Genomic DNA, 22,313 nt, shown 5'->3' with positions numbered 1-22,313 from the left:
TCTAAGCATTCGAGAACTGAATTCGATGCAGATTGGCATACAAGCCATCCCGCTTGATTAATTCCTCGTGAGAGCCATTTTCAACTACCCGCCCATGCTCTAAAACCACAATGCGGTCAGCATGTTCAATCGTTGAGAGACGATGAGCGATTACTAGCGTTGTTCTACCTGCCATCAATCGCTCTAAGGCATCTTGTACCTGGCGCTCAGATTCTGAATCCAAAGCTGAGGTAGCCTCATCCAAAATCAAAATAGGTGCATTTTTATAGATAGCACGAGCAATAGCTAAGCGCTGGCGTTGACCGCCAGACAAGCGATTACCGTTATCACCAACCAAAGAATCAATTCCCTCAGGTAGGTCTTGGATTAAAGCCGAAAGATTGGCCGCCTCCAGGGCCTCAATGACACGACCTCGATCGATACCCTCTTCCCCAAGGGCCCCATAGGCAACGTTGGCAGCGATCGTGTCGTTAAACAGCACAACATCCTGACTTACAAAAGCAATTTGTTTGCGGACATCCGATAAAACGATTTCTTCTAGAGGTATTCCATCTAAAAAAATATGGCCGCTGGTGGGTCTGAAAAAGCGTGGCAGTAAATTCACCAGAGTGGACTTACCCCCTCCAGAAGGCCCAACAAAAGCAACCACTTCACCGGGCTGAATATCTAAGTTGACGCCAGTCAGTGCGTCCCTGCGCCCCGCTTCTTGCTGATATGAAAAACCGACATTCTCAAAACGAATAGCGCCTTTGGCATGATCCAGCGGTTTCATATTGAGCCTACGATCTTCATCCTCCTCGAAGGGTTGATCCATTAAATCAAAAATCATTTCTGCTGCAGTTAAGCCACGCTGTAAAGGCTGGTTAATATCTGCCAAATGCTTTAGAGGCGAAATCACCAACATCATGGCAGTGATAAAAGCTGCGAAACCTCCAACCGTAGTGCCTTCAGTAGCAGACTGCATTAAGGCAATCACTAGCACAATCGACAAGGCCATTGAAGCGATGAGCTGGGTGATCGGCTGATTCAGGCCGCCTGCTACTGCAGACTTCAGAGCAAACTGACGCAGGCGCTCCGCCTTCTCCATAAAGCGGCCAATTTCATATTCCTCGGCGCCATGGACTTTGACAATCTTAAAACCTGCGGCGGACTCTTCCACGATATAAGCAAGCTCACTCGTTAAATTTTGCTGCTCGCGATTGAGTGAACGCAAGCGACGATTGACCTTACTCATGACAAAAGCAATCACTGGAAAAATGAGTAACACCACGAGAGTGAGTTTCCAGTTCAGATAAATTAAGTAGCCCATCAGTCCAACCACCGTGAGCGAATCCCGCACCAAGCTAATGAGCATTCCGCCCATAATGGATAGGACATTATTTACCTCAAAGACCACTGCATTAATTAACTTGGAGGCTGAGTTTTTCTGAAAAAATGCGCTGCCAGCATGGAGCAAGGTTTGAAACATTTGCTCGCGTAATTTCAGGAGCACTGCGTTAATCACCCGAGTGAGTAAATAGTTAGATAAAAACTGCGCCAAACTCCGCACCAAAGCCAAACCCACCAAAAAGACGGGGATTTGCCATAGCTTGCTATTAAGCTGCCCAGTGAAGCCTCGGTCCAATAAAGGCTTCATGAGTGCCGGAATAGAGGTTTCAGCCCCAGCCACTAAGGCCATGGCCAATAATGAGCCGATAATGAGGCCAATATGGGGCTTGAGATAGGCGATTAGGCGATTTAAGGCATAACGGTCTTGAGCATTCATATAATGAATTATGCCCACCTTATCCGTCATACTCATCACCCGCAACGAAGAGGCCAATTTGGACGATTGTCTAGCCTCTCTAGAGGGGCTGGCCCAGCAGATCATCGTGGTCGATACGAACAGCACCGACCGCACCCTGGAGATCGCCCAAAAACATGGCGCAACGATTGCCCAGCCCGCCGATTGGCCGGGGTTTGGCCCCCAGAAAAACCGCGCCTTAGACCTGGCAACAGGCGAATGGGTCTTATCCCTCGATGCCGATGAAAGACTGACCCCCGCCCTCAGATCGGAGATTTTGACCGCCATTCACCACAGCGCCCAGATAGATTGCTTTGCGATCCCACGCCTTTCTTGGTATTGCGGTCGCTTTATCCGCCATTCTGGCTGGAGCCCCGATTACGTTGACCGTCTTTTTAAACGCGGGACTGCACGCTTCTCGGATGACTTAGTGCACGAGCGACTGATTCCCCAGGGTCCGGTTGCTAAACTCGAAAATCCGATGCTGCATTACAGCTTTATGAATTACTCCCAAGTGCTCCAGAAATTAGATCGTTACTCAACGGCATCTGCACAGCAAGCGTTTGCTAAAGGCAAAAACAGTAGCCCCTTCAAAGCGGTAATACATGGCGCCTGGGCCTTTTTTCGAACCTACATCTTGCGAGCAGGATTTTTAGATGGTCCACAAGGATTTGCCCTAGCCATCTCCAATGGTCAAGGCACTTACTATCGCTATATCAAGCTGTGGCACCTCAATCAGGAAGTGCGTAAATGATTTCGATTTTGTTGGCCACCTATAACTGGCCACAAGCGCTAAAGCTTTCTCTAGAGTCTCTCGCCACACAAACTGACCGTGATTTTGAAATCATTATTGCGGATGATGGATCTACTAAGCAAACCAAAGAACTCATCGAGCACATTCGTGCTACCCACCCAATTGCCATCACCCACCTTTGGCAAGATGACCAAGGATTTCGGAAAACTAAAATTTTGAATCAAGCAATTGCTAGCACTCAAGGGGACTATCTTATTTTTCTCGATGGCGATTGCATTGTTCAGCCAGATTTTGTAGCGCAACACCGCGCACTAGCGCAAAAAAATTACCTCGTCACCGGCAGCAGAGTGCTCCTAAATGAAACTTTGACACATGAACTCTTCACATGGCCCCATTGGGACTTCGCCCGATTTGACGCTAGCCTTTTGAGAGAGCGCATTCGTGGCGGCATCAATAAGTACTGGCCTATCAAAATCAAACTGGGCAATGGCTCATGGCGTGATTACAAAAAGTTTGTTTGGCGACGCATTAAAGGTTGCAATATGGCCTGCTGGAAATCGGATGCCCAGATGATTGAGGGATTTGATGAAACCATGACGGGCTGGGGGCATGAAGATGCCGATTTTGTCTTTCGCTTGCAGCGCCACGGTATTCAACGTAAGTCTGGCTCATGGGCCACAGAGGTCTTTCACCTTTTCCACAAAATCCACGATCAAAGCAATGCTGCCGAAAATGCCCGTCGTGTACGAGAAAAGATTTTGGCTAAGGCAATGTAAAGCATCATGAAAGCGTTCTCTTCTTTAAAGCCTAAAAAAGTATTGTTTATTGCCACTCGGCAAATTGGTGACGTCTTAGTGACCACCCCCTTGATTAGCAAGGCCCGAGAATTGTGGCCGGATGCAGAATTTCATTTTTTAGGCTACAAGGGAAAGCTCGATATGCTCAAGGGCAATCCGGACATCGCCCAAATAATTGAAAGCTCAGATCGACCCAAGTTCGGCGAATATCTATCGCTATTCAATCGCCTGTTTCAACGCTATGACCTCGCTTTTGTCACCCAACCAAGTGACCGCGCTTATTTGTATAGTCTGATTGCGGCCTTTAGGCGCGTTGGCGTATTAGGCGGACACCCGCAGGGTAAGGGTCATAGCAAAGCAGACAAACAAAATGCCTGGAAAAAATGGATTTCCATGCATACAGTTGATGTCGATTATTTTGCTCAGCACGTGATTGCAGAAAAATTGCGCCTCTTAGAGGTGTTCTTCAAAAATCCACAGGCATTATTTTCAAAACCGATTGAGGTCACCCCTCCAATTGGCGAGCCGCTTACACCAGTGATTGCCAGCGCCTTAACGCAACCTTATGTCGTCATTCATCCAGGTCCACTAACAGCGTATAAGCGCTGGCCACTTGCGCACTGGCAAGCCCTCATTAGCAATCTTGTACAGCGTGGCTTCCAGGTGGTGCTCAGCGCCTCTGCAGCAAAGCAAGACTTGGAGTTAAACCAAGATATCTTGTCTTTACTCGATGATGCGGTTCGTAGCAAAGTACTCGATACAGCTGGCAAGCTATCCATTCCCCAAGCTGGGTCACTATTGCGTGGGGCTTCGCTCTATATTGGCGTGGATACCTCCATCACGCATTTAGCAGCCGCTTGTAATACCCCAACCATCACCCTCTTTGGCGCAACACCGCCCACGAATTTTGGGCCATGGCCAAATGGCTTTGTAGGACAGCAGCCTTATCAATTGCGTGCACGCCATCAAACTGTGGGCAAGGTCACGATCCTACAAGGGCCAGGAGAATGCGTACCTTGTCGCAAAGCGGGATGCTTAGATCACGCCGATAGTCATAGTGAATGCTTAGATTTACTGGAACCCACCCAAGTGATAGAGGCGGTAGAGAAAGTGCTCTCTAGTACCTAGTGGTACTGAACTTCTACAGCGCTTCCCTGCTTGCTTGGCAGCAATTGATGCAAGCTATGCAAACAAGCATCATCTGGGTAGATACGCATCTCTTCCGGAAATTGCACCAAACAAGCTCCGCCACTCGTAGTAACAGCAGCTGTCAACATCAAGCCCTTGACGCCATCATTAGCACTGGATGGTGGTGCGCCGAATTTTGGATCGCGTACGCGATTAGACATGAGATAAGGGTTAATTTGTGTACGGAGCATACGAACATCTACCGCTGGGTCAAGATTGACATGAATATTGCGGGCAAAGCGCATGCGCGCGCCAGTAATATCCATCACCGCCTCAGAGACAATGCGCATGCCACCAGAAAATTTGTCTGGCGTGACATTGACCTTCGCAATCAACAGCTCATCCTCTTTTAACCAAGAGCGGTTGGGCTCATATACCTCGCTATACAAGGTGATTTCTAGTGCAGCAGTGCCATCATCGATAGTTGCGATCATCATACGGCCGCGCTGACCAGTAAGCATGCGTGCGGAAGTAATGATGCCAGCGATGAGCTGATCTTTGCCTTCTGTGATCTTTGCTAATGGCTGACGAATGAAATGTGATGCCTCCTCACGGTAGGCATCAAACATATGGCCAGTTAAGCATAGACCCAGAGCAGTCTTCTCTTCTTGGAGGCGTTTTTTCTCTGACCATACTGGCTCGCGAACGAGCTCAGGCAAATGACGATGCTCTTCACCAGCCACTTCAAATAAGCTCACCTGATGAATGGAGGCCTCAGCCTGCTCAGCAGCCTCAATTGCTCTTGCCAAGGATGCTAGCAAAGTGGAGCGAATGTCATATAGATTTCCGCCTGCCGCAACCGAATCCCGATACAAGCTGTCAAATGCCCCAGCCCTCATCAGCGCCTCGATTGCACGTCGATTAACCTGACGGCGATCTACCCGTGCGCAAAAGTCGAATAAATCTTTAAATGGGCCACCAGCTTCACGCGCCTTAACAATTGCCTCAATTGCCGCTTCGCCAGTTCCCCGCACGGCCCCTAAACCATAGCGAACATGACTGATTGGAGAGTCGGGCGCAGCATCTGGCGCACGCAATGGGGTGAACTCATACACCCCGGTATTAATATCAGGCGAGAAAACCCGAATTTGGTTGGCCAAGCAATCGTCATACAGAATCTTCACCTTATCGGTGTCATCCATCGCGAGCGATAAGTTGGCTGCCATAAATTCAGCGGGATAGTAAGCCTTTAACCAAGCAGTTTGGTAGGCTAAGAGTGCATAGGCAGCAGCATGGGATTTATTAAATCCATAGCCCGCAAAGCGTTCCATCAAATCGTAGATTTCATTCGCTTTGGCTTCTGTGATACCGCCAGCTTTTGCACCATCACTAAAGATTTTGCGATGCTGCGCCATTTCTTCAGGCTTTTTCTTACCCATCGCGCGGCGCAGCATATCTGCGCCACCTAATGAGTATCCCCCAATCATCTGGGCCATCTGCATCACCTGCTCTTGATAGACCATGATGCCGTAGGTTTCGCGCAGAACGGGCTCAATCCGCGGATCGGGATACTCTACTTTTTGACGGCCATGCTTACGCTCAATAAAGTCTGGAATCAGGTCCATTGGACCCGGACGATATAAAGCCACCAGAGCAATAATGTCTTCAAAGCGGTCGGGCTTTGCTTCGCGCAGCATGCCCTGCATGCCGCGACTTTCTAGCTGAAATACCGCAACGGTATTCGCGCGCTTGAGAACCTCAAAAGCCTTCTCGTCATCCAGCGGAATCTCGCCTATATTCCAATCCTTGCGATCTGCATGTAAGGCTTTAATCCAGCGCTCTGCTGCTGCCAGAATCGTTAGCGTAGTCAGACCCAAGAAGTCAAACTTCACCAGGCCAATTGCCTCTACATCGTCTTTATCAAACTGACTAATGACTGAGCTACTGTCTTGATCTTTGCTCTCTTGGGTATACAGCGGACAAAAATCCGTTAGACGGCCTGGAGCAATCAATACGCCCCCAGCATGCATGCCTACGTTACGAGTCATGCCCTCCAATTGCTGAGCCAAGGAGAGAAGTTGACGTACTTCATCTTCATTCTTTTCGCGCTCTGCTAATTGTTTTTCTTCCTTTTTCGCCATTTCAATCGTCATGTATTGACCTGGCTTATTTGGCACTAGCTTAGCGATGCCATCAACAAAGTTATAACCCTGCTCGAGTACCCGACCAACGTCACGAATCGCAGCTCTCGCCGCCATGGTTCCAAAGGTGGCGATCTGACTCACCGCATCTTTGCCGTACTTATCTTTAACGTACTGAATGACACGGTCACGACCGTGCTGGCAGAAGTCGATATCAAAGTCGGGCATCGATACCCGCTCTGGATTGAGAAAGCGCTCAAAGAGCAAGTTGTAACGCAGTGGATCTAGGTCTGTAATGCCTAAAGAGTACGCCACTAAAGAGCCCGCACCAGATCCACGGCCAGGACCCACCGGAACACCATTGTTTTTTGCCCAGTTGATGAAGTCCGCCACGATCAAGAAGTAGCCCGGAAAACCCATCTGAGAAATAGTTTTGACCTCAAATACCAAGCGATCTTGATAGCGCGGCATTTCTTTAGCGCGCTCCTCCGGATCAGGGAAGTTGCGTGCCATATGACGCTCTAAACCAATCTGAGATTGTTGCAGCAAATAGTCGTCGAGCGTAATACCGGGCGGCGTCGGAAAATCGGGCAAACGCGGCTGACCCAAGACAAGAGATAAGTTACAGCGCTTGGCAATTTCAACCGAGTTTGCTAATGCCGCCGGCAAATCTGCAAAACGCCTCTCCATCTCCTCTTGCGTTAAGAAGTATTGCTCTTCATTGAATTTCTTTTGTCGACGGGGGTTACCAAGTAACTCACCTTCAGCAATACACACGCGCGCTTCATGCGCCGTGAAATCGCTTCTTTGCATAAACTGCACGGGATGGGTTGCTACTACCGGTAAATCTAACTCGCTCGCAAGATGACATGCCAGTTGGAGCTGTTGTTCATCCTGAGGGTGGCCACCGCGCTGAACCTCAATATAGAAGGATTGTGGGAATAGCTTTTCATAGCGCCGCGCAACTATTTTTGCTTGATCCTCTTGGCCTGCCAATAAGGCGGCGCCGACCTCTCCAAAGCGCCCTCCGGATAATGCGATCAAACCATGAGAGAGTGTTTTTTTCGCCTTCTTATCTTCCGCTTTTGCTGCGGGCTCACTAAACCAGGCAGAGTCCACTTCAGCACGGCCACGTGATTGATTATCTAAGGAAGCCCTGCTGAGCAATTCGCAGAGGTTGAGGTAGCCAGAATGATTCTGAACTAGTAATAAAAGACGATGTGGCTGATCGGGATCCTGTGGATTACTTACCCAAACATCAGCACCTGCAATGGGTTTAATGCCTCCTGCACGGGCTGCGGTGTAAAACCGCACTAGACCAAATAAATTACTCAAGTCTGTCAGCGCTAAGGCACCCATCTCATCTTTAGCAGCAGCTGCCACCGCATCATCAATTCGCACTACTCCATCCGTAATTGAAAATTCGGAATGAACGCGGAGGTGAACGAAGCGGGGTAATGCCATAAGACGGAACTGACTATTTCACTTAAATTGAGAGTTGCTGAAAAGGGCATCCATACGGGATTTTGCCATCTGGAATACAGGCTTAATTTTAATCTTCCCGGGGAATCTACTATCATATTCCCATGCGACTCATACGCCTTGGGACCCCCGTTAATAGCCTTCCAGCCGACCAAGGAAATTCGGGCTTAAACCCCTCAAAATTGACCTGGATTACCACCCCATGAATCCAGCCCAAATTCAGTCACTTTTCCAGCAGGCAGTTCAGCTTCATCAACAAGGCCAACTCGATTCGGCCGAGAAAATCTACGAACAAATTCTGGCCTTAGCTCCGAACCAGTTTGATGCCCTCCATCTTTCAGGAGTAGTCGCCCTCCAGAAAAAACAGTTTGATAAAGCAGAACACTTGCTTGAGAGTGCTCTGCGTATCAATCCCAATCACTTTCATGCATTAAATAATTACGGCAACCTGCTACTCGAGTCAGGAAAAAATCAGGAGGCACTAAATGCTTTTAGCAAAGCAATTGCCTTAAACCCCAGCTTTTTCCAAGCGCACTTTAATCGCGGCAATACCTTATTAGAGCTAGAGGACTATCGCGCTGCGATCGAGAGTTTCCAGCAATGTCTCAAACTCGACCCTGGGCAGGCAGAGATTTACTACAGCCTTGGAAACGCTCACAAGCAATTACAGGAATTTGATCAGGCGATTCAATATTACGAGCAAGCCACTCAATTGCAACCAGCTTATGTAGAGGCATTCAATAATTGTGGCTTAGCCCATAAAGAACTGAAACAGTTTACCCAGGCAGCCGAGTGCTACAGCAAAGCCTTGGCGCTCAACCCGCAATATGCCGCAGCGTATTGCAATCAGGGGGTATTGCAGACCTATCACACCCAAATTCCTGAGGCTTTAGCTAGCTTTGATCAGGCAATTGCCATTCAGCCAAATTATGCAGAGGCATGGAATAACAAAGGCGTGGCTTTGAATGAGCTGATGCAATTAGACCAAGCGATTGCGCATTATCAAAAAGCGATTGATATAGAGGCGCAGTATGCAGATGCCCATTACAACAAAGGCTATGCACTTTTACTCCAGCAACACTTTCAAGAGGGTCTGAAAGAGCATGAGTGGCGTAGACAGCTACCAAGTTATCTCCACTCGGCTCCAACCATTTCCAAGCCGCTCTGGTTAGGTGATAGCCCGCTAGAGGGAAAGCGCATTCTAGTGTTCTGCGAGCAAGGGCTTGGCGACACTATTCAATTTTCACGTTTTATTACACCGCTCTCTGACTTAGCAGCGCACGTCGTATTTGTAGTTCCCGGAGCGCTATTAGCGCTCTTGCAAGCCCCGAATGAACGCGTGACCCTAGTGGATGAAAAGCATCTACCAAGTGATGTTGATTGTTACTGTCCACTTTTAAGTTTGCCGTATAGCCTCAACATTAGAACAGTGGATATTGCCCGCATTCACCCTAGTCTTTTGATAGATCAAGCAAAAGTGGCGCAATGGAACTCGCGCCTAGGCCGCAAAAAAGGGGCTTTACGCGTAGGCATTACCTGGAGCGGTAACCCTACATTCAAAAAGGATCACCTACGCAGCTTGGCTTTAGCCGATTTCGTGAAATGCTTGCCAGAACAGAATATTGAATACATTTCACTACAACAAGTGATTCGCCCCAGAGATCAAGAACTTGTTTCACAACTGAGCCATATTCAGTTTGTTGAAAAAGAGATTGTCGATTTTTCTGATACTGCTGCGTTGATAGAGTGCCTTGACCTAGTTGTGACTACTTGCACTAGCATTGCGCATCTTGCTGGATCACTCGGCAAGCCCTGTTGGGTCTTACTCCCCTTTGCACCAGATTGGAAATGGTTTGCATCTTCTACATCCAGTCCCTGGTATCCATCTGTCAAATTATTTCGTCAACCAGAATTACGTAATTGGGATGCTGTTTTTGCAAACGTGAAAAGTGAGTTGAGCGCTTTAGCAATTGCACAATCCAGATCTTAGGGTCTTGAGCTTGTATCGCGGACGATTCGCCCCTTCCCCTACAGGACCCCTCCATGCAGGCTCACTGGTGGCAGCTTTGGGTAGCTGGCTCGATGCCCGTAAACAGGGTGGCGCATGGTTACTTCGCATTGAAGATATCGACACACCAAGATGCATTCCGGGTGCAGATCTCCAAATTCAGTCTCAACTATTGGCCTGTGGCCTGCAGTGGGATGAAGAGCCAGAATATCAATCCTCACACCAAGCAGATTATCAAAAGGCATTAGAGCAGCTGATAGCTGCCAAGCTACTCTACCCCTGCACCTGCTCACGACAATCTATTGCTCAGCATCTAGCTAAGCAGGGCATTACGTCAGCCCGCAATCAGGAAATGGTTTACCCCGGCATCTGCAGGCCAGCCGACCTCAAAGCAGATGCCGCGACTCATACCCATGAGGATAAAGTTGCGTGGCGCATTGCTCTGCCCCAAGATTGTCAAATTACTTTTGAAGATCTTGCCTTAGGCGTGCAAGAGCAGAACCTCAATCAAGAAGTAGGTGATTTTGTATTGCGTAGAAGCGATGGTTTGTTCACCTATCAACTTGCCGTAGTAGTTGATGATGCCAGGCAAGGTATTACGCATATCGTACGTGGTGCAGATTTACTCAGCAACACGGCTAGGCAGATCCATTTGCAAAAAGTTTTGGGGTATGTAAGGCCCAATTACCTCCACCTACCCTTGGTCTTAGATGAGCATGGCGAAAAGCTGAGCAAGCAAACTTTGGCAACCCAAATCCATACTGAGGATGCACCACATGCTCTTGCAGAACTGCGCAAAGCAGCACAACATTTGGGCTTAAGGAATTTGCCGGACGGTCAAGGCATCACGATTGCGGAGTGGCTTTTGGCAGCCACTCACGCCTGGAAAAGCTAACTACAAATTTGCTTACTTTTTCTTAAAGCCACCTAGCAAAGCACCTACCGCTGGCTTTGCTGGCACAATCCCGGCCTTCTTCTCTTCTGGCTTGGGTGCATTTGCAGAAGACTGCGGTGCTGCACCTGGCTCATAAGGCTGATAGAAAAATGGGTCAGACATTTTTGCTGGAGCTGAGCTTGCACTTCTGCTAGATGAAGCAGGACCATCAGGCAAGGGCTTTACGTCTAGCTTGCGCTTCATGAGTTTTTCAATGTCATCTAACAAACGCTTCTCGCTATCGTCCACCAAGGCAATCGCGTCGCCCTTGCTACCAGCGCGACCAGTACGGCCAATGCGGTGAATAAAGTCTTCGGCGTTGTAAGGTAATTCATGATTAATCACGCAAGGCATATCTGGAATATCTAAACCGCGCGCTGCGACATCGGTTGCCACGAGAGCCTCGATGGCACCAGATTTAAAGGCATCAAGCGTTAAAGTGCGCTCACCCTGACTCTTATCCCCGTGAATAGCACCAGCCTTGATGCCGTCACGCTCTAAGGCACGCGATAATCTAGCGCAGCCCAAACGGCTATTCGTAAAGATGATGCATTGACGGGATAAACCTTGGCGAGTGCGAGCCTCGAGAACACGCACAATGGCGCGCTGTTTATCTGCAGAAGAAACCAAATGTACGACTTGCTTGACCGTATCAGCGGCCGCGTTTTGACGCGCCACTTCAACCGTTACAGGTGTACGCAAATAACTTTGAGCAAGCTTTTTAATTTCTGGCGAAAAGGTTGCTGAAAACAATAGCGTCTGTCTTTGCGCAGGAATCAAATTAATGATGCGCTGCAGGTCCGGCAAGAATCCCATGTCTAACATGCGATCAGCTTCGTCCAAGACTAATAACTCAACTTGTGAGAGGTTGGCAACTTTCGAGCCAATGTGATCTAACAAACGGCCTGGCGTTGCAATCAGGATCTCGACACCATTGCGCAGGACAGCAACCTGCTCTTTCATATCCACGCCACCATAAACCACGGCTGTACGCAGATCGGTATGTTTGGAGTAGCTCGCCGCATTCTCGGCAACTTGCACTGCTAACTCACGTGTTGGCGTCAACACCAGAGCGCGAATGGGGTGGCGCGCAGGAGAAGCGCTGTTACTTGCATGACGCAAAATCCGCTGGATGATCGGCAAGACAAAAGCAGCTGTTTTACCAGTACCTGTTTGAGCTGCTCCCATGAGGTCGCTGCCCGCCAATACGTGCGGAATAGATTGCGCTTGAATCGGTGTTGGGGTGTTGTAACCCTGTTCAGCAACCGCTTTTTGAATCAGCGGGTCTAAACCAAAATCAGCAAAAGTGATTGTTGCTGGAGGGGTGGCAGTTTCGCCAACCCCTGTAGATGAATGTATTTCAGTAGCAGTATTTGTCAAGGTAACTTACAGGATGGCCGCAATGCCGGCCTTAGCGGTTTCAGCATCCTCGGTCGATTTAACGCCGGAAACGCCGACTGCGCCGATGGTAAACCCATTTACCTCGATATTGACCCCACCCTCTAACATGCCCGAAATATGTGGGGCAGATAAGAAAGAGGTGCGGCCGTTATTAATAATTTCTTCGTAAACACGGCTTTCGCGTTTACCCATTGCAGCAGTACGTGCTTTTTCTTGAGCAATGTAAGTTGATACTGGAGCACAACCATCACGCCGAATTAAGCCGAGTACGTGACCACCATCATCACAAACGGCAATGGTTACAGCCCATTTATTTGCTGCGGCATGCTTGTTTGCTGCATCCAAAATCTTTTGAACATCAGCTTGTGTGAGGTATGGTTTAGTTGCCAACATGTTTAATCTTTCTGTTTCGAATATGGTTTATATGATGAAAATGCTATCTATATAAGTACTTGAATTATAAGGGGTGCAGCCAGGCACTGCCCTGCCGGCCAAACTACACCCTATCCCCGCCCAAATACTTGATTATTTGAGGAATTCTTGGGCGGCAACGACGCCGCTGGCCTTGGGCTTGTAGCCCATTGAGCCCAAACTCATTTCAACACCACTTAAAGCGGCCATCAAACTGAGTTCATTACAGTCGCCCAAATGCCCAATACGGAATGCCTTCCCTTTAATCTTGCCAAGACCAGTGCCCAATGACAGATTGAATTTCTCAAGAGCATGTTTACGCAATACATCTGCATCCATCCCCTCTGGAGTAGCAATACAGGTCAATACCGGTGAATAGCAGTCTTGATCTTGACACTGAATTTCCAGACCCCATGCTTTAACAGCTTCACGACAAGCAGCGGCCAAACGTTGGTGACGTGCAAAGATCGTATCCAATCCTTCAGCTAACATCATGTCGATCGCTTCATGTAAACCGTACATGAGATTTGTACTCGGTGTAGTTGGCCAATAGCCATTTTTATTGGACTCTAGAATTTCATCCCAAGCCCAATACGATTTTGGATAAGTACTACGCTTACTAGCTTCAATTGCTTTAGGCGATAAGGCATTAAAGCCAATACCCGGAGGCAACATCAAACCTTTTTGTGAGCCAGAGACCGTCACATCCGCACCCCATTGATCGTGCTCATAGTCCGCAGAACCCAAGCCCGATACGCTATCGACCAGCAATAGGGCTGGATGCTTCGCCGCATCAATGGCCTTGCGTACGGCAGCAATATTCGATGTCACACCTGTAGAGGTTTCGTTATGCACAACACAGACTGCTTTAATTTCATGCTGGGTGTCCTTGCGCAAGCGCTCTTCAATCACGGCAGCATCAACACCCCAACGCCAAGAATCTTGCCCCGGCTTACCCACTACTTCAACATTCAAACCAAGACGCTTGGCTAGCGCTTGCCATAAATTAGCAAACTGGCCAGTTTCATAAAACAAGACCTTGTCGCCAGGATTGAGAACGTTTACCAACGCACCTTCCCAAGATCCCGTACCTGAGGCGGAATAAATAATGACAGGCTGCTCAGTTTTAAAAATCTTCTGAATACCACTCAGCACCTTGAGACCAAATGCACCAAACTCTGGACCGCGATGGTCAATGGTTTGATAGCTAATCGCTCGCAAAATGCGAGGGGGAACTGGGCTTGGACCAGGAATATGTAAAAAATGGCGTCCTGATGCGTGGTTATCAAGTTTCAACATGCTTTGTCTCACTTATGGTGTGTTTATAGATAATTTCGACCCTCAGTGTATGCCAATTTTCTATTTTGTATACAATTTTTAATAAAAAATAGTCAAATTAAGCCCATATTTATGGTTTATGATGGCTTATTCGCTTTTTTGTATACAAATATAGGGTTAAAAGGATTCCAGCATGAGCCTCACCGAACAACCCAACTCCACCAATTTGCATGAGGCAACCTTCCAAAAGCTCCGCTCGCTTTTAGTGGAGGGGAAGATCCCTCCTGGAAGCAAGCTCAATGAACGGGAGCTGGCGGAGAGCCTCAACGTATCCCGCACGCCGATTCGCGAGGCGATACGCCGCTTAGCAGCAGATGGTTTGGTTGAGCTCATCGCCAATCGCGGTGCAATTGCCCTGCAATTAAGTTTGGATGATGTCGTTAATACTTTTGATGTGATTGCTGATCTTGAAGGCTTTTCAGGAGAACTTGCTGCGCAAAATATTAGCGATGCCACGCTTTCAGAATTAGAAGCTCTGCAATACGAAATGATGGCCTCTTATGCCCGTCGAGATTTATCAAGTTACTACCAACTCAATTTGCGCATTCATCACCTGATTAACCAAGCGGCAAATAATCCAGTTCTCTCCCGCCTCTTTACCCAAGTAAATGCGCGCATTGAGGCCTTACGTTTTCGCTCTAATCAAGATGGTGTGAAGTGGGAGAAGGCTGTCGAAGAACATCAAGAAATGCTCGACGCCCTCAAAGCTAGAGATAGCAAAAGAATGCGCAAGATCATGATCCAACACGTCATGAATAAACGGGATGTTGTTGTGCAATTACTGAAATCAGAAATGCCTGCGGAGACAGCAAAGCCATGAATAAACCACTAAACCTCAAAGAACTCATGGTGGACCAGGCCCTGCTGGCTAAACGCTTGCGCCAAGAAACCTCTGGTGAAGTGATGACAGACAGCGCTAGCCGTGGGCGCTATGCCACTGATGCATCGATTTATCAAGCCATGCCTGTGGCGGTTTTTGTACCAAAAACCGCACAAGATATTGCCAGTGCGATTCAGATTGCTGCAGAACTGGGTGTACCTGTATTGCCCCGTGGTGGTGGCACCAGTCAATGCGGTCAAACAACAGGCGCAGCCCTGGTGATTGATAACACCAAATACTTTAGAAATGTTCTCGACCTCAATTTAGATAAAGGCTATGTTGAAGTGGAGCCAGGCATGGTGCTAGATCATCTCAATGCCTCACTCAAACAATATGGGCTCTGGTATCCGGTAGATGTTTCTACCGCAGGGCAAGCGACTCTTGGCGGGATGGCTGGTAATAATTCTTGCGGAAGCCGCTCGATTGCTTACGGCAATATGGTGCATAACGTATTAGGCATTGATGCTTGGCTAGCAGATGGCAGAATTGCCAACTTTAGCAACTACGCCAATAGCGCTGGAGTAGCAAAGCAATTAGGTGATTTTGTAAAAGGCCTGGCCAATACCCTGCAACCTGAGATCGAAGCACGTTTCCCAAAAGTCTTAAGGCGCGTTGCCGGCTATAACCTAGATATTTTTCACCCTCAAAGTGAGCTGCCCTATACACAAGATGGCAGCGTCAATCTTGCACATCTACTCGTGGGTAGTGAAGGTACCTTGGCGTATTTCAAATCACTGAAATTAAAACTGGCCCCTTTACCAAAACATAAAGTGCTTGGGATAGTGAACTTTGCCAGCTTTTATAAAGCCATGGATAGTGCCCAGCATATTGTGAAACTGGGCCCTACCGCTGTCGAGTTAGTCGATCGCACCATGATTGATTTAGCACGCAGTAATCCGAGTTTTCAGAAAACCATCGAGACCGCATTAATCGATCACACTGCGCAAACGCCAGAGGCGATTCTTCTGGTTGAATTTTCTGGTGAGTCACATGCGCCCCTCCTAGAAAAGCTCAAAGCCTTACAAGAACTCATGAGCGATCTGGGATTACCAGGATCGGTTGTTTCAATGCCTGATGCGTCTCTCCAAAAAAACCTCTGGGAAGTTCGCAAGGCAGGCTTGAACATCATGATGAGCCTCAAAGGAGATGGCAAGCCAGTTAGCTTTATCGAAGACTGCGCAGTGCCCTTGGAAAGTTTGGCTGATTACACCCAGGCACTCACTGAGGTGTTCTCCAAATATGGTTCACGTGGCACTTGGTATGCTCATGCATCGGTTGGCACATTGCACGTACGCCCCATCCTCGATATGCGTAGAGATGGCGCGCAGAAGATGCGTGCCGTTGCTGAGGAAGCCTCTGCCTTGGTCCGCAAATACAAAGGGGCTTATAGCGGTGAGCATGGTGATGGTCTATGTCGTGGCGAATGGATCTCCTGGCAATTTGGCCCCAAGATTACCGAAGCCCTCGCAGAAATCAAACATGCTTTTGATCCTAAGGGATTATTCAATCCTGGCAAGATCATCGATCCACCCAAAATGGATGATGCTAGTAACTTTAGATTTCCGCCTAGCTATAAAGTCATTCCATTACAACCTGCACTCGATTGGTCTGCGTGGAATGTACAAAACAATCCTGTCACCGAAGAAACCAGCGCGCCCGGTACGGGTGGCGACCCAGCGATGGGTCTGGCTAAGGCAGTGGAAATGTGTAATAACAATGGTCACTGCCGCAAGTTTGATGCAGAGGTCATGTGCCCAAGCTATCGCGTCACCCGTGATGAGAAGCATTTGACGAGGGGTCGAGCCAACACACTCCGCCTTGCACTCTCCAATCAACTGGATATTCAAGATGAGGGCTTACCATTAGGAAGTGATGCCATTAAAGAAGTGATGGAGCTGTGCGTTAGCTGCAAGGCTTGTCGTCGCGAGTGCCCTACTGGCGTAGATATGGCCAAAATGAAAATTGAGTTCCTATCCGCTTATAAGAAACGGGTTGGCCACTCCTTACGGGATCTGGCAGTAGCGTATCTACCGCGCTATGCGGGCATCATTAGCGCCATTCCACTATTGCCAAGCTTACTCAATCTTCGCAATCACCTAGCTCCCATTGCGCAACTGCAAGAATGGATCATGGGCATCTCCGCACAAAGAAGTCTGCCAATCTGGAAAAGTAAAACTTTCTGGAATCAGAAAAAAGGTAACGCTTATCAGTACACAGCAGAACAATTAGCAAATCCTGCTGGTGGCAAGGGTGTTGTTTTATTAGCCGATACCTTTAATGCGTACTTCGAAGATGAGAATTTGCAGGCTGCACTCAAAGTGCTTGAGGCAGGCGGCTATCGCGTGCATATTCCCCATAAAAGTCAAAGTCAAAGTCAAAAAGACCAGAAAAACGATAACGCTTGCTCAAAAGAGTTTTGCTGTGGCAGAACCTATCTTGCTTCTGGCATGGTTGATAAAGCCAAGGCTACCCTAGGAGAATTAGTTGATCATCTGGCGCCTTATGCTCAGAAGAACATTCCTATTATTGGCCTGGAGCCGTCTTGCCTATTCACCCTAAAGGACGAGGCGCTGGTGATGGGCTTTGGTGAACGCGCTGTCAGTGTTTCTCAGCAAGCGCAACTGCTCGAAGAGTTCTTGGCTAGCGAAGCTAAAGCTGGGAAGCTCAATCTCACACTGAAAGCGGCAAGTAAACCAATCCTATTTCATGGTCACTGCCATCAAAAGTCTTTTGCTGCTGTTACACCAGCAATGGAATTACTCAAACTCATTCCAAACGCAGAACCCAAGCTGATTGAGTCTTCCTGCTGCGGCATGGCCGGTAGTTTTGGCTACGAGGCTGAGCACATTGAAGTTTCTAAGCAGATGGCTGAAGCGAGCTTATTGCCTAGCATTCGCAAATCACCCGATAGTTGGGTAGTAGCCGATGGCACGAGCTGTCGTCACCAGATTGCGGATGGCGCGCAAAGAGAGGCGGTACATATCGCCAAAATTTTGGCGGCGCATATTTAAAATAAAGGGGGGTAGTGATTCGCCGGGGAACTTAGCGAATCACTCCGTAGGACACCATCAAAATAGTGCCCGTCAGTAGCGCCGGGACTAAACGGCGCGTTGGTCTAGACATCATGACCGCAATACTCAAGACGCAAATGAGCATTCGGATCCATAAAGGCACCGTTGCTAAGAGACCCAGCGGCATCACAAGTAAGCGGACAGTCAGCGCTGCAACCATGGCATAAGTAACGGCAGCTAACCAGCGAAAGATCTCGCTATCTTGGTTAATACGTTGTGAAAGTGAGACACCAATTGCGCGGCAAAAATAAGTGCCCAAGCAAGCGCCTACTAAGGCAATCCACAAACCCCAACCAGTAAGGGCGCCCTGAATCGTATTCATCAGCCAATAACCCCTGCTTTCTTACGCAAAAATTTGCGATCAATCAAGTAAGCAATCGTGCCTGAGACCAAACCGGCGGTTAACAAGCTGGTATCACGATCAATAAAGAAGAAGATAGGGCCAAAAATGCAGCCCAATAAAATCGCGAAACGATTAATCCACGGCTTCACTTCCGTAAAGGTAAGTAAGAAGAACAGGGGATTAATAAACACCAGGCCCAAGGTCACCGGTGCTGGCACCATGCCAGCCAGGAAGTAACCCAAGATCGTTCCGGGAATGGAGATTAACCAACACAACAAACCCAGACCCATAAAGTAACTGAGGCGATGACGCGTTTCAATGGAGTGAAACTCGCGCATCGAGATGGCCCACGCTGTCATTGCCAGAAGGTGCACTGATGCATAAAGACTACGGTTGCGATCTCTTTGATGAAACTGCGGAAAGAGCGTCACTGTCATCGTGATAAAACGGGTGGCCGTGAGTGTGACTGCTAAGGCAATGGCGATGGCTGAGGAGCCAGTAATGGCCATCTCTAATAAGACCACCTGCCCTGGCAAGGCAAACATAAAGAAGCTCGTCGCCGTAGTAAACCAAATATCAAAGCCATTGGTTTTACCCATGGCGCCAAAGCCCACCATGCCTGCAAACAAGACCATTGCGGGCGCGCCGGCAGCATCTTTAATGCCAGACCAAAATGCATCGCTGGGATTTTTAAAACGTTCTGCAGCAGATTCTTCTAGTGCAATTTCACTAGGGTCAATATAGGGCTGGTCGGCAGATGACATGTCTTGATTGTAAAAGCTAGTCGTTTTTTATGCTCAAACCGGCTGCTGACCCAAGGCCCACTGAATATGCTCGGCCACTAGAGGATCGCTATTAGGCAGTGCAGCGTTCAATGCTTGCACCATGGCATCTCGCTCGACATCTTGGGCAAGCGCATTACCCATCGCTACCGCTAGATTGCGGCGCCAACGGCTATAACCAATACGGCGTATGGCGCTACCTTCATGGCGTTGCTCAAACTCAGATTCAGTCCACGACCATAGTTGTAATAAGGTAGCCTGCCCTAAACCATGTCGTCTTGCAAAGTCTGGCATCTCTGTACGTTTAGCAAACTTATTCCAAGGGCAAATCAGTTGGCAATCATCACAACCGTACACGCGATTACCCATGGCTTTTCTAAACTCGACTGGAATCGCTTCTGGATTTTCAATGGTCAAATAAGAAATACAGCGTCTCGCATCCAGTTGATATGGCGCAGTGATCGCTTGTGTTGGACAGACATCCATACAGGATGTGCACGTCCCACAATGCTCTTCTATCTCCGCATCCATCGGCAGTGGTACATCCACCAGAATTTCGCCTAAGAAAAAAGTGGAGCCGGATTCTCGGTTCAATAGCAGCGTGTGCTTACCGCGCCAGCCTAAGCCGGCCTTGCGTGCGAGCTCAACTTCCATCAGCGGCGCTGAGTCGGTGAACACGCGATAACCTAACTTACCAATACGCTCTTCAATTAATTGAGCAAATTGTTGTAAGCGATTGCGCAGGACCTTGTGATAATCGCGCCCTCTCGCATACATGGAGACAACAGCTTGCTTGGGATCTTCTAAGCGCCCCCACTCTTGCTCAAAATCAGTTTCTGATGGGAGGTAATTCATAGAGACGCAAATGACTCGTACAGTGCCTGGCACTAATAACTCTGGATTGCTACGTAAATCGGCGTGACGTTGCATGTACTCCATTTGACCGTGACGCCCGTCTGCCAACCACGCTTGCAATCGCTCTGTTGCAGGGCCTAAATGCGTATCTGTAACCCGCAGGCCATCAAACCCCAGCGCAATTGCTTGGGTATTTAACCAATCACGCAGATTGATCTCATCAAAAGAGGAAGGGCTGGCAGATAAAGGCATATGGAATACAGAATGTAGCGCAATTATTGAATAAACTAGAGGAATGGCTCAAACACCGGCAACCCAGACCCCGATCACCACTATTGATCAATATTGTAGGCAGGAGCTAGACACAGCCGCCCTTGCTAAACACTTGGCCGCCAGTTTTGCGCAATTTCTTACTCATCAACCAGGCTCCCACCTGAATATCTCACTGGAGGGTGATCTAGGCGCCGGTAAAACGACGTTTGCCCGTTATTTGATTCAGGCAATGGGTCATGCTGGAAAAGTGAAGAGCCCTACCTATACATTATGCGAGCCTTATCCACTACAGTTACAAAATCAATCGGTGACCATTCATCATTTTGATTTGTACCGTATGCGCGATCCATTGGAATGGCAAGAAGCGGGATTTGCTGAGCATTTTGATGTGCCAGGGATTTGTTTAATTGAGTGGCCAGAAAAAGCCGAGGGTACTCTGCCTGCATTAGATATCCAAATTCAGTTGACAGCAGGGCATGATGAGAATGAACGTTCTATCAAGATCCAAGCGATGAGCTCATCAGGAGCAGCTGCACTCCAAGAGATTCACGCTAGTTAATTCATGAGTACTAAAAAGGTCAATCTCTCCAAAAGGCAAACGCTGAAGACTTCAGCCAAGCTTTTGAGTTTTGCCCTATTACTGACCGAGATCGATATTGCCTGGGGCGCCAAGATCCTGGGAGTAAGGGTATGGCCGTCCGAAGACTACACCCGCGTGACCTTAGAGTCTGATACGCCCCTACCCATCACCCAACAAATACTGACAAATCCAGATCGTTTGGTGGTCGATGTACAAGGCTTGGAACTCAATCCCACACTCAAAGATTTAGTAGCTAAAGTAAAGCCCAATGATCCATACATCTCTCAGGTTCGCGTAGGGCAATTTCAGCCTGGTGTAGTACGTTTGGTGTTTGACTTAAAAGAACCCATCAAGCCACAACTCTTTACGCTTGACCCCGTCGCGGAATACAACTACCGCATGGTATTTGACCTCTACCCCACCACTCCACCAGATCCTTTAATGGCGCTCGTGAAAAGCAGCGCGAAAAAAGAGAGTGCGCTTGAGAAATCCAACGAAGAAATTGATTTCATTGCACAGTTCGCTACCAAAAAAGATAAAGAACTCGCTAAGGCGCCAGCAGCTCCAGTGGCTCAAGCTATTCCAGAGACCAAAGAAGCGCCTGCACCAGCTAAATACAAGCGCTTGATTACGATTGCAATTGATCCAGGGCATGGCGGTGAAGACCCTGGAGCGATCGGTACAGCCGGCTCTAGAGAAAAAAATGTGGTTCTCGCCATTGCTAAGCGCCTCAAGGACAAGATTGAGGGTGAAGCCTATATGCGCCCTTACCTTACTCGGGATGGCGACTATTTTGTGCCACTGCATGTCAGAGTACAGAAAGCCAGACGAGTAGAGGCCGACCTCTTTGTATCGATTCACGCGGATGCCTTTATTGAAAGAAATGCCAAAGGCGCCTCCGTATTTGCGCTCTCACAAATGGGAGCAAGTAGCACGGCAGCAAGATGGATGGCTAATAAAGAAAATGCCTCTGACCTGATAGGTGGAATCAATATCAAGACCCAAGATCGGCAAGTTGCCAATCTCTTGCTAGATATGTCCACTACAGCGCAAATCAAAGACTCGCTACAAGTAGGCAACTCCATCCTGAGACAAATTGGCGGATTTGCACCCCTTCACAAGGGAAAAGTAGAACAGGCTAGCTTTGCCGTACTAAAGGCGCCAGATATCCCCTCTATCCTGGTTGAGACCGCATTTATCAGCAACCCCCAGGAAGAAGCGAGATTGAATGACGATGGCTACCAGGACCGGATTGCTGAGGCCATTTTGAAGGGAATTAAGGAGTATTTTTCTAAAAATCCACCGGTCGCCAGACGGGTCAACTCCTAACAATCAGGTAATTACAAGGCCTG

17 protein-coding genes are annotated in these 22,313 nt (G+C 48.4%); 9 read left to right on the top strand and 8 right to left on the bottom strand.

The window, feature by feature from the left end:
• Nucleotide 1 precedes the first annotated feature (1 nt).
• On the bottom strand, nucleotides 2-1,765 hold the full coding sequence (msbA, locus tag ICN24_RS06720; RefSeq protein ID WP_216222371.1) for a lipid A export permease/ATP-binding protein MsbA: 1,764 nt from the start codon (nucleotides 1,763-1,765) through the stop codon (nucleotides 2-4).
• A gap of 10 nt (nucleotides 1,766-1,775) precedes the next feature.
• Here msbA and ICN24_RS06715 point away from each other — a divergent pair, with 10 nt between their 5' ends.
• Genes ICN24_RS06715 through ICN24_RS06705 form a run of 3 tightly spaced genes read left to right on the top strand, consistent with a single transcriptional unit; the run spans nucleotide 1,776 to nucleotide 4,462 of the window.
• Nucleotides 1,776-2,537, top strand: coding sequence for a glycosyltransferase family 2 protein (locus tag ICN24_RS06715; protein ID WP_216222369.1), 762 nt, complete (start codon nucleotides 1,776-1,778; stop codon nucleotides 2,535-2,537).
• Nucleotides 2,534-3,313 (top strand): glycosyltransferase family 2 protein, encoded by a 780-nt coding sequence (locus tag ICN24_RS06710; protein ID WP_216222367.1) that lies wholly within the window; start codon nucleotides 2,534-2,536, stop codon nucleotides 3,311-3,313. Before ICN24_RS06715 ends, ICN24_RS06710 begins: the two co-directional genes overlap by 4 nt.
• A 6-nt stretch (nucleotides 3,314-3,319) precedes the next feature.
• Nucleotides 3,320-4,462 carry a glycosyltransferase family 9 protein gene (locus ICN24_RS06705; protein ID WP_216222365.1) on the top strand — a complete coding sequence of 381 codons (1,143 nt, stop codon included), beginning with the start codon at nucleotides 3,320-3,322 and terminating at the stop codon, nucleotides 4,460-4,462.
• Here ICN24_RS06705 and dnaE read toward each other — a convergent pair.
• Nucleotides 4,459-8,067, bottom strand: coding sequence for a DNA polymerase III subunit alpha (gene dnaE / locus ICN24_RS06700; protein ID WP_216222363.1), 3,609 nt, complete (start codon nucleotides 8,065-8,067; stop codon nucleotides 4,459-4,461). The genes ICN24_RS06705 and dnaE overlap by 4 nt on opposite strands.
• A 220-nt stretch (nucleotides 8,068-8,287) precedes the next feature.
• Here dnaE and ICN24_RS06695 point away from each other — a divergent pair, with 220 nt between their 5' ends.
• A complete protein-coding gene (locus tag ICN24_RS06695) occupies nucleotides 8,288-10,075 on the top strand; it encodes a tetratricopeptide repeat protein (RefSeq protein ID WP_216222361.1) in 1,788 nt (595 codons plus the stop codon).
• A gap of 10 nt (nucleotides 10,076-10,085) precedes the next feature.
• Complete coding sequence (gluQRS, locus tag ICN24_RS06690; RefSeq protein ID WP_216222359.1) at nucleotides 10,086-10,988, top strand: tRNA glutamyl-Q(34) synthetase GluQRS; 903 nt, start codon at nucleotides 10,086-10,088, stop codon at nucleotides 10,986-10,988.
• Nucleotides 10,989-11,000: 12 nt separating this feature from the next.
• Here the strand turns inward: gluQRS and ICN24_RS06685 are convergent, their stop codons facing one another.
• The 3 genes from ICN24_RS06685 to ICN24_RS06675 form a co-directional block, all read right to left on the bottom strand.
• A complete protein-coding gene (locus ICN24_RS06685) occupies nucleotides 11,001-12,407 on the bottom strand; it encodes a DEAD/DEAH box helicase (RefSeq protein ID WP_216222357.1) in 1,407 nt (468 codons plus the stop codon).
• A 6-nt stretch (nucleotides 12,408-12,413) separates the two neighbouring features.
• Nucleotides 12,414-12,818: a heme-binding protein gene (locus ICN24_RS06680; RefSeq protein ID WP_216222697.1), complete on the bottom strand. Its 405-nt coding sequence runs from the start codon at nucleotides 12,816-12,818 to the stop codon at nucleotides 12,414-12,416.
• 135 nt (nucleotides 12,819-12,953) lie between these two features.
• On the bottom strand, nucleotides 12,954-14,138 hold the full coding sequence (locus ICN24_RS06675) for an alanine--glyoxylate aminotransferase family protein (RefSeq protein WP_216222355.1): 1,185 nt from the start codon (nucleotides 14,136-14,138) through the stop codon (nucleotides 12,954-12,956).
• A 172-nt stretch (nucleotides 14,139-14,310) separates the two neighbouring features.
• On the opposite strand from ICN24_RS06675, the gene ICN24_RS06670 reads away from it, so the two are divergent.
• Both ICN24_RS06670 and ICN24_RS06665 read left to right on the top strand, forming a co-directional pair.
• Nucleotides 14,311-14,997, top strand: coding sequence for a GntR family transcriptional regulator (locus tag ICN24_RS06670; protein ID WP_216222354.1), 687 nt, complete (start codon nucleotides 14,311-14,313; stop codon nucleotides 14,995-14,997).
• On the top strand, nucleotides 14,994-18,068 hold the full coding sequence (locus ICN24_RS06665) for an FAD-binding and (Fe-S)-binding domain-containing protein (protein WP_216222352.1): 3,075 nt from the start codon (nucleotides 14,994-14,996) through the stop codon (nucleotides 18,066-18,068). Before ICN24_RS06670 ends, ICN24_RS06665 begins: the two co-directional genes overlap by 4 nt.
• 31 nt (nucleotides 18,069-18,099) lie before the next feature.
• On the opposite strand, the gene ICN24_RS06660 is transcribed toward ICN24_RS06665, so the two are convergent.
• From ICN24_RS06660 to queG, 3 genes are read right to left on the bottom strand one after another with little or no spacing between them, the layout of a single operon-like run.
• Nucleotides 18,100-18,450: an AzlD domain-containing protein gene (locus tag ICN24_RS06660; protein ID WP_216222350.1), complete on the bottom strand. Its 351-nt coding sequence runs from the start codon at nucleotides 18,448-18,450 to the stop codon at nucleotides 18,100-18,102.
• Nucleotides 18,450-19,235, bottom strand: coding sequence for an AzlC family ABC transporter permease (locus ICN24_RS06655; protein ID WP_216222348.1), 786 nt, complete (start codon nucleotides 19,233-19,235; stop codon nucleotides 18,450-18,452). Before ICN24_RS06655 ends, ICN24_RS06660 begins: the two co-directional genes overlap by 1 nt.
• A gap of 33 nt (nucleotides 19,236-19,268) precedes the next feature.
• A complete protein-coding gene (queG, locus tag ICN24_RS06650; protein ID WP_216222346.1) occupies nucleotides 19,269-20,360 on the bottom strand; it encodes a tRNA epoxyqueuosine(34) reductase QueG in 1,092 nt (363 codons plus the stop codon).
• A gap of 43 nt (nucleotides 20,361-20,403) precedes the next feature.
• On the opposite strand from queG, the gene tsaE reads away from it, so the two are divergent.
• Entirely contained in the window at nucleotides 20,404-20,940 is a 537-nt protein-coding gene (gene tsaE / locus ICN24_RS06645) for a tRNA (adenosine(37)-N6)-threonylcarbamoyltransferase complex ATPase subunit type 1 TsaE (protein WP_216222344.1), read from the top strand.
• A gap of 3 nt (nucleotides 20,941-20,943) precedes the next feature.
• Nucleotides 20,944-22,290 carry an N-acetylmuramoyl-L-alanine amidase gene (locus tag ICN24_RS06640; protein ID WP_216222343.1) on the top strand — a complete coding sequence of 449 codons (1,347 nt, stop codon included), beginning with the start codon at nucleotides 20,944-20,946 and terminating at the stop codon, nucleotides 22,288-22,290.
• Nucleotides 22,291-22,313 lie beyond the last annotated feature (23 nt).

The organism is Polynucleobacter sp. UK-Kesae-W10 (genome assembly GCF_018881575.1).
In the GTDB taxonomy this organism is placed as follows: domain Bacteria; phylum Pseudomonadota; class Gammaproteobacteria; order Burkholderiales; family Burkholderiaceae; genus Polynucleobacter.
Note: the sequence above shows the minus strand (reverse complement) of the source record. Positions and strands in the feature narration are given on the sequence as shown.